The organism is Nocardia sp. BMG51109 (assembly GCF_000526215.1).
GTDB lineage: Bacteria > Actinomycetota > Actinomycetes > Mycobacteriales > Mycobacteriaceae > Nocardia.
This window is the reverse complement of the sequence record NZ_JAFQ01000004.1, coordinates 1790257-1804895: the sequence shown is the minus strand read 5'-3', so window position 1 is coordinate 1804895 and position 14639 is coordinate 1790257. Positions and strand designations below refer to the sequence as shown.

The window sequence follows — 14639 nt, the reverse complement described above, 5'->3', positions numbered from 1 at the left end:
AATGCGCCGGAGTCGCAGTTCATCGGAGCAAGTTCGGGCGCGGCGGTGTGGCCGGGTGCCGGCTCGCCGCGGGAAGCCGGTCGCCGACAAGGTGTTCGGCATCGTCGATCGCGCCAACGCCGGACGAGGTTGGTCGGGCCCGATTAGCCTGTGCGGGTGGGCAGGGCGAGGGACGGTGTGGGCGACGGCGAATCGGCGAGGAGAAGGTTTGCCAGGCGCCTGAACGAGCTGTTCGACGCGGCGGGGAATCCGACCCTGGAACAGGTGGTGCGGAAGACCGGGAAGGATCGTCCGGGCACGACGCGGAAGGTCGCGTCGATCGGGGTGATCAGCTCGTGGCGGTCCGGGCAGCATGTTCCGGCCAAGTTCGTATCGCTCGAGCCGATCCTGGTGACGCTGAGATCCATGGCGAGAGAGCGCGGCGCCGGCGACTCGACGACGATGGGGAAGTGGCAGCAGCTGTGGCAGGCGGCGCGGGACAATCCTGCTGGGGCCGAATCGGTTTCGGGTCACCAGGTGGTCGATACGCTGCCGCGGGATACGACGGTGATCGGTCGCGACGACGAGTTGGAGCGCATCGCGAAGGGCGTCGAGTCCGGCGGGGTGGTGTCGATCAGCGGTATGCCGGGTGTCGGCAAGACGGCGTTCGCGATCAAGGTGGCGCATCGCCTGGCGGATGGATTTCCCGACGGCCGACTGTTCGTCGACCTGCATGCCCACGATCGCGGACGACCGGCCGCGGAGCCTGCCGACGTCCTGGCCGGGCTGCTCACCCTGCTGGGGATGGCTTCGCGCGCTATTCCCGACGGTCTGGAGAATCGCCGTGCCGTGTGGCGGGACCGGACGGCCGGGAAACGCATCCTGCTGGTCCTCGACGACGCCCGGGACGCCGCTCAGGTCGAGCCGCTGCTGCCGAACGGACCGAACTGTGCGACGGTGATCGCCGGTCGCCGGATGCTGGTCGCCCTGGACGGGGCCCACTCGTTCAGCCTGGATACGTTGGCGCCGGACGCGGCGGCCGAGTTGTTCTGCACGCTGGCCCGCCGCGCCCCGGCCGAGAGCGAGCGGGCGGTGGCGGCCGAGATCGTCCGGTTGTGCGGGTATCTGCCGCTCGCGATCGTGTTGCTGGCGGCCAGGATGGCCCATCACCCGACGTGGACCCTCGCCGGGTTGGCCGACGACCTCGCCGCGGCGGCCGATCCGCTGGGCGAGTTCGAGGCCGGTGAACGCGCCGTCCACATCGCGTTCGGGATGTCCTATCGCGACATGCCGCCGGCCCGGCAGCAGTTGTTCCGTCGCCTCGGACTGCACCCCGCCCGCGACATCGATGGATACGCCGCCGCGGCGCTGAACGGAACCGACGTGGCCGCGGCCCGCCGCGAGCTCGAGGCGCTGTTCGTCGACCATCTGCTGCAGGAACATGTGCACGGTCGCTACCGGATGCACGACCTGCTGCGCACCTATGCCCACGACCTCGCCGCCGGCGATCCGGAGCCGGATCGCCGAGCCGCCGTGGAACGGCTGCTGAATTACTACTGGCATGTCGGCTATTCCGCCGGCAAGCGTCTGGCGGTCGGAACCCGCTCACGGCCGCCCTCCGGCGAACGGGATTTCGAGGGTGCACCGAGCTTCCCCGGCCGCGATGGGGCGTTGGCGTGGCTGCGGGCCGAGCGGGACAACCTGCTGGACTGCCTCGGTTACGCCGCCCGCTGTGACCGACCGCGGCAGGCGATCGGACTGACGAGCGTCCTGGCCGGGTTGCTGTTCCTGGACGGTCCCTGGCCGGTCGCGGTCGAGCTACATCAACGCGCCGTGGCCCTGGCCCGGCTCGTCGGCGACCGCCTCGGCGCCGCCGACGCGCACTACAACCTGGGCATGATGCGGTACGCCATCGGAGACTATCCGGACGCGGTCGGTCCGATGCGGGAGGCGTTGCGGCTCTACTCGGACGACGGCCGGCGTGTCGATCAGGCGCGCGTCTTCGGCGTGCTCGGCGCGCTGGCGTACGTCACGGGCGACTATCCGGGCACGGCCGACCTGATGCGGCAGGCGCGGACGATCTACCAGGACGAGGGCGACCGCTCGGCGGAGGCGTACGCCCTCATCGGCATGGGCATGGCGCGATACGCGACCGGCGACTACCGGGACGCGGCGCAGTGGGTACAGCAGGCGCTGACGACGTTCGCCGATGTCGGCGACCCGCTCGGCGAGGCACACGCACTCAACGAACTCGGGGAGGTCCGGTACGCGAGCGGAGACTATCCGGGCGCGACCGAGTCGGTCGAGCGCGCGCTCGCCGTCTACCGGGCCCAGGGCGATCGTTTCGCCGAGGCGCGCGCCCGTAATGACCTGGCATCGGTGCGGTTCGCGACCGGAGATTATCCGGGCGCGGCCGATTCCGCGTGGCAGGCGCTGGAGATCTGCCGCGATCTCGGCGACCGGATGGGCGAGGCCTACGCGCTGACGGGCCTGGCCCGGCTGCACTATGCGACGGCGGACTGGTCGTCGGCGGTCGACGACATGAACCGGGCGCTGGAGATCTTCCGCGAGATCGGCGACCGGGTGGGCGAGGCCTATGCGGTCAACGATCTCGGCTGGGCCCGATACACCAATGCCGACTACTCCGGAACCGTCGCGGAGATCAGCCGCGCGCTGGCGATGTTCAGCGATATCGGTGACCGGGTCGGGCAGGCGTACACGCTTCTCGGACTCGGCCTGGTGCGGTACGCGGACGGCGAATACGTCGTCGCGGCCGAGCCGATGCGGCAGGCGCTGACGATCTTCGACGAGATCGGTGACCGGGTGGGCCGGGCGTACGTGCTGGCCGGGCTGGGCAGGCTCGCCCTGGCGACCGGAGACCATCCCGCCGCGGCCGACCGGCTGGGCCGGGCGCTCGAGATATTCGAGGCCATCGGGGACGCGGTCGGTGCGGCCTATGTCCTCAGCAGCATGGGCAGGCTCGGCTTCGACACCGGAGACACCGCGGGCGCGGTCGATCTCGTCACGCGGGCGGTGGCGACCTATCGCGAGATCGGCGACCGCTTCGGATTCGCCTATGCCCTGGCCGGATTGGCGTTGCTGCGGTACGCGGAAGGAGACTACGCGAGCGCGATCGGACCGGCGACGGAAGCGGCGGACGTCTTCCACGACATCGGCGATCGCGTCTGTTACGCCTATGCGTTCGTCGGTCTGGGGTTGCTGCGCTACGCGGACGGCGACCTCGCCGGCGCCGTGGCCATGGTCGAGCGGGCGCCGGCGTTGTTCCGGGAGATCGGTGACCGCATCGGAGAGGCATACGCCTTCGTCGGGGCAAGTCTGCTGTCCTACAAGGCCGGTGACTACGACCGGATCGACAATATGGCGCAGCAGGGGCTGGCGCTGTTCCGCGCGATCGGCGAGAACCCCCGGCGAGCCGAGCTGCTCGAGCGGCTCACGACGGCCTGGGAGGAGTCGAGCAAGCCACAGGATGCCGTGGTGTCCTACGCCGACGCGCTTCGACTGATCCGCGAGATCCAGATCCGCTGGAAGAAACGCCGGGTCTGGCGAGACTGGCCGGTGCCGGTCACCCGGCGCTGACGATCGGGCGTGCGGGACTACGGATTGTCCGGCGTCCGTTGCAGTTTCCAGGCTCGGTGCAGGCGGCCCGACTCGGTGGCCGGCACGTCGTCGTAGAGCCACTCGCGCATGATTCGGTGCCAGTTCGTGCTCGCCCGCAGGTGTCCGAGGGTGGCGCAGGTCCAGAAGCCGGTGCGACGGGAGATCAAGTGTTCCGGCGGCAGGTGCTGCCGGCGCATGCGCGAGAACTGGGGCAGCCGCGGGTCGACGACGTTGAGCAGCGCACCGCAGGCCAGCTCCGGGGTGATCGGCACGTCCTGGTCGGCCAGGCACCACTGCATAGCCGACAGCACGTAGTCGTAGCACTCGGACGCGGTCACACCCGCCTGATCGCCGATGACACCGTGGTCCACCATGAGCCGGTGGAGGTCCGGCCCGCGGTCCTCCGCGGCCGCGCGCAGACACGCGGCCTCGAAGGCGATGTGCTCCACGGCCATTCGCTTGTAGAGGCCGAAATCGAGGAATACCACCCGGCCGTCGGTGCCCAGTAGCACGTTGCCCGGATGCGGATCGCCGCAGAATTCGCCGAACTCGAACTGCGAACCCAGATAGAACCGGTAGATGATCTCGCCGATCCGGTCGCGTTCGGCCTCGGGCAGGGCCCGCATCGCCTCGAAGCTTTCCCCCGGCGCGTATTCGGTCACCAGGACGTGGCGACCGCTGCGTTCCGGAAACGCTTGCGGCACAGCGATGAACGGATGGCCGGCGTACAGGTTCGCCACGTGCTGCTGGGTGCGCGCCTCGGCGACGTAGTCGACCTCGTTCTCGAAGTTGGCGCGCATCTCGTCGAGCACCTCGAGCGTGAAGGCGGGCAGCGCGTGCTGCAGCAGCGGCCGCAGCAGGGCGAGGTTGCGCAGGTCCGCGCGAACCGCCGCGTCGATTCCCGGATACTGCACCTTCACCGCCACGTCCGTGCCGTCGGCGAGCCTCGCCCGGTACACCTGGCCGATCGAGGCGGCGGCGATCGGCTCCGGGTCGAACTCGGCGAACAGCGTCTCCAGCGGCGCGCCCAGGTCCTCCTCGACTACCCGGCGCATCGTCTCGAACGTCACGGCGGGTGCGCTGTCGAACAAGACCGCCAGGCTGTGCCGAAAGCTCTCCCGGTGTTGCGGCGGAACAAGATCCAGATCGAACAGCGACAGAAGTTGTCCCAGCTTCATCGCCAGGCCCTTCATCTCGCCGAGCACCACGACCAGCTTCTCGGCCAACTGCCAGACCGACTCGTCGGCCAGTCTGGCCCGGACCTCCTCGGAGCGACCGATCATCGACAATCTGGTGCGCTGTTGGTGAACAGCCTGCCCGGCGACGAGGACGCCCAACTTCGAACCCCGGGCCATCCGCGAGGTCGGTACCGGCTTGTTCATCCTGACTCCTCCGTCGGGTGCACTGTGTTGTTGTGCGAGATCGTTGTTGTACGAGATCGCGGTCACAGTAGGACCGCCGTCGGCGCGGCGCCACCACAGCGCTCACTGCCGGGAACCGAACGCCCTGGTCACATCGCTGCTGTGGCTTTTCCGGTCCAGAGTTCCAGGGCCGGGGGCACGACGGCCGCGATCGGCTGACGTCCGCTCGGTATTTCCGGTCCGTAAAACCTCATCGGTGCTCGGACCAGCGGATTCACCTGTCCCGCAGGCGGAATCGATGGCGCCGGGCACCGATGGATTCCTACCGTTTCCGGTGTTCGGATCCACCGGACCGTTCGGGCGGCAGCCCGGCGAAGATCTGTATCACGGAAAGTCGAGCCGACAATGGGCATTGCCACCGCAATCATCCAACTCGTAGCTGTCAGCATCCAACTCGGTATGGGAATCGCGGTGAACGGACTCGCGCTGGCAAACACCGGCAGCGCGGTCCTCGGGAACCTGATCGGCTAGCCCGCGAGCGCTCAGACCCGGTGTGATCCTCCTTCGAAGGGGGACGAAGGATCACGCCGGGTGCGGCGCATCCGGTCGTTACGACCTCGATCCCACGCAGTCGCAGGCGAATCCGGTGGTGATGTCGATCGACGGGGTGGAGTCGCGGAAGATGCCGTTGGCGGGGGTGGTGCGGGAGAGGGCGTCGGTGGCGAGGATCATGGCAGCGCCGGTCCAGGTGGTGCGCTCCACCGGCCAGTGTTTGCCGTCGGCGTACACCAGTCCGGTCCAATAGGATCCGTCGTTCTCGCGCAGGTGTTGCATGGATGCCAGGAGGTCGTGGGCGCGGTGGTGGTCGCCGAGGGTGTCCAGGGCCAGTGCCAGTTCGCAGGTTTCCGCGCCGGTGACCCAGGGGCGGTCGTCGACGCAGCGGATGCCGATCTGGCCGACGACGAAATCGGTCCAGCGTGAGGCGATCCGGTCGGTGCCGTCGGGGCCGTGGTAGGCGCCGCACAGCACCGGGTAGTACCAGTCCATCGAGTAGCGGTCCTTCTCGGTGAAGGACTCCGGGTGGTAGCGCAGGGCGTGGCCGAGGCGCAGCGCCGCGACCTCCCAGTCGGGTTGTGGGTCGGCGAGCAGTTCCGCCAGTGCGAGCGCGCAGCGGAGGGCGTGGAACATGCTGGAGCTGCCGGTCAGCATGGCCTCGGGGAGGACCGCGGAAGCGCTGCGCAGCCAATAGATCTCGCCGTTCGGGCCCTGCATGGCGGTGACGAAGTCGATGGCGGCGCGCACGGTCGGCCACATCGTCGCGGCGAACGATCGATCGCCGGTGCCCAGGTAGTAGTGCCAGACCCCGGTGGCGATGTAGGCGCAGAAATTGGTGTCCGCGTGGGCGTCCTCGACGATGCCGGCACGAAACTGCAAGGGCCAGGAGCCATCCGGCCGCTGGGTGCGGGCCGACCATTCGTAGGCCGCGCGCGCCTCGTCCAGCAGGCCGGTGACGGTCAGCGCCATCGCGTTCTCGACGTGGTCCCACGGCTCGGTGTGACCGCCGCCGAACCAGGGGAGTGCGCCGTCGGATTCCTGCTCGGCGGCAATGGATTCGGCGGTCTGCCGACACTGTGCCGCGGTGAGGATACCGGGAACCGCCGGCAGGTCAGGCACTGCGCACCGTCGGCTTGGTGAAGTACAGCGCGACGCTCTTGCCGATCACGGGATCCAGGGCGGACTCGGCGACGCGGGTCAGCCAGGGGCGTTTCATCATGTCCCACACCAATAGTCGGTGATAGGCGCCGACCACCCTGCTATCCGTCTTCGAGACGCCCACCAGGCACTTCAGCCACCAGTACGGCGCGTGCAGGGCGTGTGCGTGCGCGCTGTGGATGAATCGCAGACCTCGCCCGGAGATCTTGTTGCGCAGCTCGTCGGCCCGGTAGATGCGCACGTGGCCGCCCTCGTTGGCGTGGTACTCGTCCGACAGCAGCCAGCAGATCCGTTCGGGCAGATGGCGGGGGACCGTAACGGCCAGGGCCCCACCGGGTTTGAGCACCCGCACCAGTTCGGCGATGGCGCGGTCGTCCTCGGGGATGTGCTCCAGGATCTCCGAGGCGACGACGACGTCGAACTCCTCGTCCTCGAACGGCAGAGCGAGCGCGTCGCCCTGCACCGTCTCCGCCTTCGCGCAGGACGCCGCCTCGCCGGCCTCGGCCAGCGCGCCGAACATCTGCTTCACGTCCGCCAGGTCGTCGGCGTTCTGGTCGAAGGCGACGACGTCCGCGCCGCGCCGATAGGCCTCGAACGAATGCCTGCCCTGGCCGCATCCCACGTCGATGATGCGGGTGCCGGGCCCGACGCCCAGGCGATCGAAGTCGACGGTCAGCATGTGGTGGTCTCCTCGTTCGTAACCGTTCCCGTGTCGCGGCCGTCGCCGCGCAGACGCTGGGGGTGGCGCTCGATCGCGCGCTCGTACACCGCGACCGTCTGTGCCGCAACGGCTTCCCAGCTGTACACGGTCAGCGCGCGGTGGCGTCCGCTCGCGCCGAGTTCGTCCAGGCGGCGGCGGGAGCCGAGCAGCCGGCCGACGGCCTGGGTCAGCTCGTCGACGTCGCCGGGCTCGACGAGTTCGGCGCAGTCGCCGACGACCTCGGGCAGCGCCCCGGCCCGGCTGGCGACCAGCGGCGTACCGCTGGCCATCGCCTCGACGGCGGGCAGCGAAAAACCTTCGTAGAGAGACGGAATGCAGGCGATCTCGGCGGAGGCCAGCAGCTCGGCGAGCTCCAGGTCGGACAGCCCAGCGGAGGCGGTGACGATATCGGACAGGCCGAGTTCGGCGATCAGCTTCTCGGTGGGCCCGTTGGGTTCCAGCTTGGCCACCAGCCGCAGCTCGATGTCGTGCGACAGCCGCAGCCGCGCCACCGCCTGCAAGAGGTGGCCGATGCCCTTGAGAGGCTTGTCGGCGCTGGCGACGGCGACGATGCGGCCCGGCACCCGCCGCGCGCGCGGGCGGAACAGCTCGGTGTCCACGCCCAGCGGAACCACGTTCAGCTGATCTATCGCCACGCCGAAGTCGTCGACGATATCGGCGGCCGACGACGAGGACACCGTGATCAGGTCCGGGATCTCCCGGGCCACCCGCTGCTGCATCCCCAGGAACCCGTACCAGCGGTGCACGAACGCCTTGCGCCGCCACGGCGCCGCCGCCAGATCGAGTGACCGGTCGCGGGTGATCGGATGGTGCACCGTCGCCACCAGCGGCAGCTGCTGCGCGATATCGAGCAGTCCGGAACCGAGGCACTGATTGTCGTGCACCACATCGAAATCGGCCGCCCGCGCCCGCAACAGCCGGGCGGCGCGCAGGCTGAACGTGCGGGGTTCGGGAAATCCGGCCGTCCACATGGTGGCCAGCTCCAGCAGGTCGATCCGGTCGCGGATCTCACTCGGCCGCGGCGTGCGGAACGGGTCGGGATCCCGGTACAGATCCAGGCCGGGCACCTCGGTGAGGGTCACCCGCGGGTCGAGGTGCTCCGGATACGGCTGTCCGGAGAACACCTCGACCCGGTGCCCGAGTTCGGCCAGGCCGGCGCTGAGGTACCGGACATACACCCCCTGTCCGCCACAGTGGGTCTTGCTGCGGTAGGACAGCAGGGCGATGCGCACGTTCTCGGCTCACTCTCGGTGGTCGAACTGAAAAAGGAGGAGCGGTGGCTCAGGCGGCGAGGCCGAACGGAGCCAGCTTGACGGCCAGGCGATCCAGGAACGCCAGCACGTCTGCCTCCGGCTTATCCGGTAGGCCGTAGAGCACGTCGGTGACCTCGGCGGTCTGCCAGTCGGCCAGGCGCTGCGGGTCGGGCTTGCCGTCCAGGGCGACGACGCGCGGCCGTCCCTCCCGCCCGGCGTCCTGCCACACCTTGCTCAGCAGCTTCAGGCGCTCCAGCAGGACCTCGTGCTCGTAGGGGGTGGTGATCCAGCCGTCGGCGGATTCGGCGATCCACCGGAAGCCCTTCTCGGTGCCCGCCGTGCCGACCAGCACCGGCACGTGCTTCTGGACCGGCTTCGGCCATGCCCAGCTCGGGCCGAACTTGACGAACTGGCCGTCGTAGGCGGCTTCCTCCTGGGTCCACAGGGCGTTCATGGCTTCCAAGTATTCTCGAAGCACCGTCCGCCGCTTGTTACCGGGTACCCCGTGGTCGGCCAGCTCGTCGGTGTTCCACCCGAATCCGGCGCCGAGGCTGACCCGGCCGCCGGACAGATGGTCCAGCGTGGCGATGGTCTTGGCGAGGGTGATCACGTCGTGCTCGACGGGCAGCGCCACCGCCGTGGACAGCTCGATGCGCTCGGTGACGGCGGCCGCCGTGGCGAGCGCCACCCACGGATCGAGGGTCCGCATGTAGCGGTCGTCGGGCAGGCTGGCGTCCCCGGTCGTGGGGTGCGCCGCGTCGCGCCGCACCGGGATGTGGGTGTGCTCGGGCACGAAGAACGACCGGAAGCCGCGCTCCTCCGCGGCCTTGGCGGCGGCGGCCGGGGTGATGCCCCGGTCGCTGGTGAACAAGACGATGCCGAAACGCATGGGCCCGTATTCCTTTCAGTTCGCCGACGCGGGGGCGTGCGGTGTTTCGCCGGTGGCGGCCGCCCGCCCCGCGCGGCGTCCGTAGAAGCTTCCGTCGCCGAGCGAGCAGCCGCTGGCGTACCCCCCGGCGCAGACCCCGGAGGTGGCGCGGCCCGCGGCGTACAGCCCCGCGATGGGCGCACCGGAGACGTGCAGCACCCGCGCATCGAGATCGGTGCGCAGCCCGCCGAGGGTGAATCCCGCGGTCATGCCGCGCAGGTCGTAGCCGGCCAGCGGGGCGTTGACCGGCCGGACCCACTCGGGCTTCTTGCCCAGCAGCGGGTCGACCCCGTCCTTGGCGTGCCGGTTGTAGACCTCGACCGTGGTCTGCAGGGTGCCGGCGGGCAGGCCCATCTCGGTCTCGAGCTCCTCGACCGATTCCGCCACCCAGGTCGGCTGCTGCCGGAAGAACGGGGTGGAGGTGTCGGTCGCGTCGGCCGCTTCCAGCCCCTCCTCGTCCAGCACCAGGAAGGCTTGATTGTCCTGCTGTAGCAGCGTGGCCTGGCCGAGTCGGCCCGGGTAGGTGTCCTCGGCGACGTAGCGCTGGCCGCGGCCGTTGACCAGGATGCCGCGGGCCGCCCGCTGCGGATCGAGGAAGAACGCCACCTCGGTGGCGTCCATGTGGGCGAGGTCGGCGCCGAGGGCCTGGGCGACGCGGATGCCGATGCCGTCGTGCTCCTCGATGGCCGCGCCCGGGCGGCCGATCAGCCGCGGCGCGAAGCTCTCGATCATCTGCTGCTGATAGGCGAAGCTGCCGGTCGCCAGCACCACGCCGCGCCGGGCGCGGACGGTGACCTGTTTGCCGTAGCGCTTCGCGACGATGCCCACGACGCGCTCGTCGTCGTCCACCACGAGCTGCTGGATGCGCAGGTCGTATTCGGCTCGCACGCCGAGGGATTCGGCGACGTCGGTGAGCGGCTTCATCAGCATGTAGCCGCCGCCCTTGGCGCCGGTCCGCTTGTTGCTCATCTGCGGCACGTGGCCGCGCGGCGCGGGCGGGATGGTGTCCTTGAAGGGTGCGGCGTTCTCGCCGCCGGAGTACATCAGGCCCTCGTCGTGCGGCGGCTCCCAGCCGGGCTCGCCCCAGAACTCCTCCTTGAACGGAACGCCCTGGGCCACCAGCCAATCGAAGTGTTCGACGCTGCCCTGGCAGTAGTCGTGGATCTTCTCCTTGTCCACACCCGGCCCGAGGGCGGCGACCATGAACTTCTCCATGTTCTCCGGCGTGTCCTCGAAGCCGAGCGCGCGCTGCAGGGCCGTCCCGCCGCCGAGATAGATGAATCCGCCCGCCTGCGAGGCCGCGCCGCCCCAGCCGCCCGTGCGTTCCAGCACCAGGACGTCGGCGCCGGCGCGGGCGGCCTCGATGGCGGCGGACGCACCGGCGACGCCGTATCCGGCGATCACGACATCGGCCTCGAAGTCCCAGGCGGTGATCGCGTCGGCCCGCGCGGGGCGCAGGGTGGGGGTCTCGGTCATCGTCTGAGTTCCTTACTTGGTCTTGTTCGCCTGCTCGGACTTTCGCTGCTGGTCCACGACCTTGCCCACCACGCCGTCGAGCGCGGTGCCGGCCGGCCAGCCCACGTAGTGGCACAGGAACAGCGCCATCTCGCGCAGCTGGTCGGCGGTGAACTCGCCGTTGCGCAGGGCCGCGCCGAGCTGGATCTCGGCGACGTCGAACTGGCCCTGGGCGGTGAGCGCGCCGATCAGCAGCAGTCGCCGCTCGCGCAGGTCGAGCTCGGGGCGCGACCAGATGCCGGCGAACAGGTGGTCGGCGGTCACCGCGAAATGGTCGCCCGGGCCGTCGGAGAACTCCCAGCCGTACACCTCGGACATCTTCTTCAGGCCGCGCTGCCGGCGTTCCGCGGCGGATTCGCCGTTCTCGTCGCTCTGTTTCGACGGTTCACTCGTAAGCTCGCTCACGGCTGCTCCTTCTTCGCGTTCTCGCCGGGGCCGATGCCGAGGCCCGGGCCGAAATCGCCGAGAGCCCTTCGGGCCAAGGGCAATTCGACGCCGAGCCGCTCACCCAGCGCGAGTGCCAGGGACAGATCCTTCTCGCCGAGGTCGCGGACATGGGTCAGGATCGAGTACCAGAAATCGTCCGGTGCCACCGGTGCGGTGGTGTCGCGCAACATGATCGAGCCCGCGCCGCCGGTGACGGCGTCGGAGTGGCGGACCACCTTGCCGAGCGCCTTGACATCCAGTCCGGCCGTCTCGGCCAGCCGCTGCGCCTCCGACGCGGCGGTGAACGAGACGAAGTGCAACAGGTTGCGTGCCAGCTTCATTCGCGTGCCCGCCCCCACCGGTCCGGCGTGCACGACGAGATCGGAGAAGCAGCCGAACGGCTCGCGCACCCGGGCGAAGGCCTCGTCGCTGCCGCCGACCATCACCGCGAGCCTGCCCTGCTGCGCGCCCGCGGCGCCGCCGGTGATCGGCGCGTCGACGAATTCCACGCCGTGACCGGAACATTCGGTGCCCAGTTCCTCGGCGGTCCGGTCGCTGATGGTGGAGTGCACGGCGATCACGGTGCCGGGCTTCGCCGCCTGCAGGATGCCGTCGGGGCCGGTGACGACGGAGCGGACCTGCTCGTCGTTCACGACCGCCACCGAGATCACCGCGGCGCGCGCGGCCGTCTCCGCCGCGGAGGGCGCGGCCTCGGCGCCCTCCGCGGTGTACTTCTCGGTGGCCTCCGGCCGCGCGTCGCACACCACCAGCCCGCCGGGCCAGGTCAGCAGGCGCTCGGCCATCGGCGCGCCCATATTGCCGAGGCCGATGAACCCTACGCGGAAGTCCTCGGTCGCCATCAGCGGACGATCTGTCCGCCGTCGACGTTCAGGATCTGCCCGGTCACCCAGCTCGCCTCGTCGGACAGCAGGTACAGGCACGCGCCGACGAGGTCCTCGGGCTGACCCATGCGCTTGATCGGCAGCTTCTTCACCATGTCCTGGACGATATTGCCCGGGGTGGCGTTCTTGGTGGCCTCGGTGTCGGTCGGCCCGGGCGCGATGGCGTTGATCCGGATCTTGGAGCCGCCGAGCTCGGTGGCCAGCTGCTGGGTGAGGCTGTTGATGCCGGCCTTGGCCAGTCCGTAGAACCCGGAGTAGAGCCAGGCGGCGGTGGAGGACTGGTTGACGATCGAGCCGCCGCCGTCCTTCGCCATCTCCTGCCACACCGCGCGGGTCACGTTCAGCGCGCCGTGCAGGTTGACGCCCATGAACTTCTGGTAGTAGTCCCACGGCACGGTCAGCAGCAGGTCGAGCTTCATATCGCCGTAGATCGCCGCGTTGTTGACCAGGTGGTCGATGCCGCCGAACTCGGAAACGGTGAATTCGGCCAGGGCAGCGGCGGATTCGGGATCGGACACGTCCACGCTGTGGAACGCGGCGGTGCCGCCGGCGGCGCCGATCTCCTTGGCGACCTGTTCACCCTTGTCGGAATTCAGGTCGGCGACAACGACTTTGGCGCCCTCGGTGGCCAGCGCCCTGGCGTAGACGGCGCCGATGCCCTGCGCGGCGCCGGTGACGATCGCGGATCGTCCGGTGAAGCGGGCCATGATGAAATCTCCTCTGCGGGCGGTGAAGTCCGATTTATCGAGCGGTCGCGATCAGCTTGGTTTCCAAGTATTCCTCGAATCCGGCGACGCCGAGTTCACGGCCGATGCCGGACTGCTTGTAGCCGCCGAACGGGGCGTCGGCCGAGTACCACAGGCCGCCGTTGACGCCGAGCGTGCCGGTGCGCACGCCGCGGATGACGTTCTCCAGGCGGTCGGTGTCGGTGCCCCACACCTCGCCGGACAACCCGTAGTTCGATTCGTTGGCGATGCGGACGGCGTCGTCGTCGCCGTCGTGCGGGATCACCACGAGCACCGGGCCGAAGATCTCCTCCTGCGCCACGGTCGCGGTGTTGGGCAGGCCGGTGATCAGTGTCGGCTGCACGAACCAGCCGTTCGCCCGGCCCTCGGGGCGGCCGCCGCCGGTCACGACGGTGCCGCCCTCGGCCCGGGCGATCTCCAGATAGCGCTCCACCCGGGCGCGCTGCCGCTCGGAAATCAGTGGGCCGCAGATGGTTCCGGCCTCGTTCGGGTCGCCCGGCGCGATGCCGCCCATGGTCTTGGCCGCCGCCGCGACCGCGTCGTCGTAGCTCGCGCGCGGCACCACCAGGCGGGTGGTCAGCGCGCAGCCCTGGCCGGCGTGCACGCACACCTGGAACGCCGCGTAGCTCGCGGCGGCGGCGATATCGGTGTCGTCGAGGATGATGAACGCCGACTTGCCGCCCAGCTCCAGGAACACCTTCTTCAGCGTCGCCGCCGCACCGGCCATCACGGCCCGGCCGGTCTGTGTCGAGCCGGTGAACGAGATCATGTCGACCCGCGGGTCGGTCACCAGCTGGCTACCGAGGCTGTGATCGTCGGAGGTGACGACGTTGACGACACCGGCGGGGATATCGGTCTGCTCGGCGATGACCTTGCCGACCAGCGCGGCGCACCACGGGGTGTCGGGCGCGGGCTTGAGCACGACGGTCGCCCCGGCGGCCAGCGCCGGGCCGAGCTTGGCGAAGTTGATCTGGTGCGGGAAGTTCCAGGGCGTGATGGCCCCGACCACGCCGATCGGCTCGCGCCGCAGCCGGCGGCCGGACTTGATACCCATCGGCGACGCCTCGCCGAGATCGGTTTCCCACTCGTAGCTTTCGGCCAGGTCGGCGAAGTAGCCGAGGTCGCCGACCGGACCCTCCAATTGCGGCCCGCTCGTGAGCATCCGCGGTGCGCCCACCTCGGCGATGGTGACCTCGCGCAGTTCCTCGATGTTCTCGCGCAGCGCGTCCCGCAGCTGCCGCAGGCATGCGGCCCGGAACGCGGGATCGCGCGACCAGTCGGTGTCGTCGAACGCCGAGCGCGCCGCGGCGATGGCGGCGTCCATATCGGCGCTGTCGCCATTGGCCGCCTGGCCCACGACCTCCCCGGTAGCCGGATTCTCGGTCGCGAAGACGCCGGCGCCGCCGGGCACCAGTTTGCCGCCGATCAACAGCGGTGAGCCGTCGGTGGTGACGAGCTTCCCCATCAGATTGCTCCC

11 protein-coding genes are annotated in these 14639 nt (G+C 69.7%); 1 reads left to right on the top strand and 10 read right to left on the bottom strand.

The genetic code is table 11. The annotated features are described in order from the left end of the window. Positions 1-156: 156 nt before the first annotated feature. Complete coding sequence (locus D892_RS0109500; RefSeq protein WP_232236041.1) at positions 157-3576, top strand: tetratricopeptide repeat protein; 3420 nt, start codon at positions 157-159, stop codon at positions 3574-3576. 17 nt (positions 3577-3593) lie between these two features. On the opposite strand, the gene D892_RS0109495 is transcribed toward D892_RS0109500, so the two are convergent. The 10 genes from D892_RS0109495 to D892_RS0109445 all read right to left on the bottom strand — a co-directional run bounded on the left by D892_RS0109495 (position 3594) and on the right by D892_RS0109445 (position 14627). Then, a complete protein-coding gene (locus tag D892_RS0109495) occupies positions 3594-4979 on the bottom strand; it encodes an AarF/ABC1/UbiB kinase family protein (RefSeq protein ID WP_024801013.1) in 1386 nt (461 codons plus the stop codon). 588 nt (positions 4980-5567) lie between these two features. Beyond that, positions 5568-6632, bottom strand: coding sequence for a prenyltransferase (locus D892_RS0109485; protein ID WP_024801012.1), 1065 nt, complete (start codon positions 6630-6632; stop codon positions 5568-5570). Beyond that, positions 6625-7350: a class I SAM-dependent methyltransferase gene (locus D892_RS0109480; protein ID WP_024801011.1), complete on the bottom strand. Its 726-nt coding sequence runs from the start codon at positions 7348-7350 to the stop codon at positions 6625-6627. Before D892_RS0109480 ends, D892_RS0109485 begins: the two co-directional genes overlap by 8 nt. Beyond that, positions 7344-8624, bottom strand: a complete 1281-nt coding sequence (locus tag D892_RS0109475; RefSeq protein ID WP_024801010.1) for a glycosyltransferase family 4 protein — start codon at positions 8622-8624, stop codon at positions 7344-7346. The genes D892_RS0109480 and D892_RS0109475 overlap by 7 nt, the downstream gene beginning before the upstream one ends. 49 nt (positions 8625-8673) lie before the next feature. Next, entirely contained in the window at positions 8674-9534 is an 861-nt protein-coding gene (locus D892_RS0109470) for a TIGR03619 family F420-dependent LLM class oxidoreductase (RefSeq protein WP_024801009.1), read from the bottom strand. A gap of 15 nt (positions 9535-9549) precedes the next feature. Continuing rightward, the gene (locus D892_RS0109465) at positions 9550-11049 is read right to left on the bottom strand and encodes an FAD-dependent oxidoreductase (protein ID WP_024801008.1); all 1500 of its coding nucleotides are present in this window, start codon (positions 11047-11049) and stop codon (positions 9550-9552) included. 12 nt (positions 11050-11061) lie between these two features. After that, positions 11062-11406, bottom strand: a complete 345-nt coding sequence (locus D892_RS0109460; RefSeq protein ID WP_051499572.1) for a carboxymuconolactone decarboxylase family protein — start codon at positions 11404-11406, stop codon at positions 11062-11064. Between the two features lie 83 nt (positions 11407-11489). Further along, positions 11490-12374, bottom strand: coding sequence for an NAD(P)-dependent oxidoreductase (locus tag D892_RS0109455; RefSeq protein WP_024801006.1), 885 nt, complete (start codon positions 12372-12374; stop codon positions 11490-11492). Continuing rightward, complete coding sequence (locus D892_RS0109450; RefSeq protein WP_024801005.1) at positions 12374-13123, bottom strand: SDR family oxidoreductase; 750 nt, start codon at positions 13121-13123, stop codon at positions 12374-12376. Before D892_RS0109450 ends, D892_RS0109455 begins: the two co-directional genes overlap by 1 nt. Positions 13124-13157: 34 nt before the next feature. Beyond that, positions 13158-14627, bottom strand: a complete 1470-nt coding sequence (locus D892_RS0109445; RefSeq protein WP_024801004.1) for an aldehyde dehydrogenase — start codon at positions 14625-14627, stop codon at positions 13158-13160. Positions 14628-14639 lie beyond the last annotated feature (12 nt).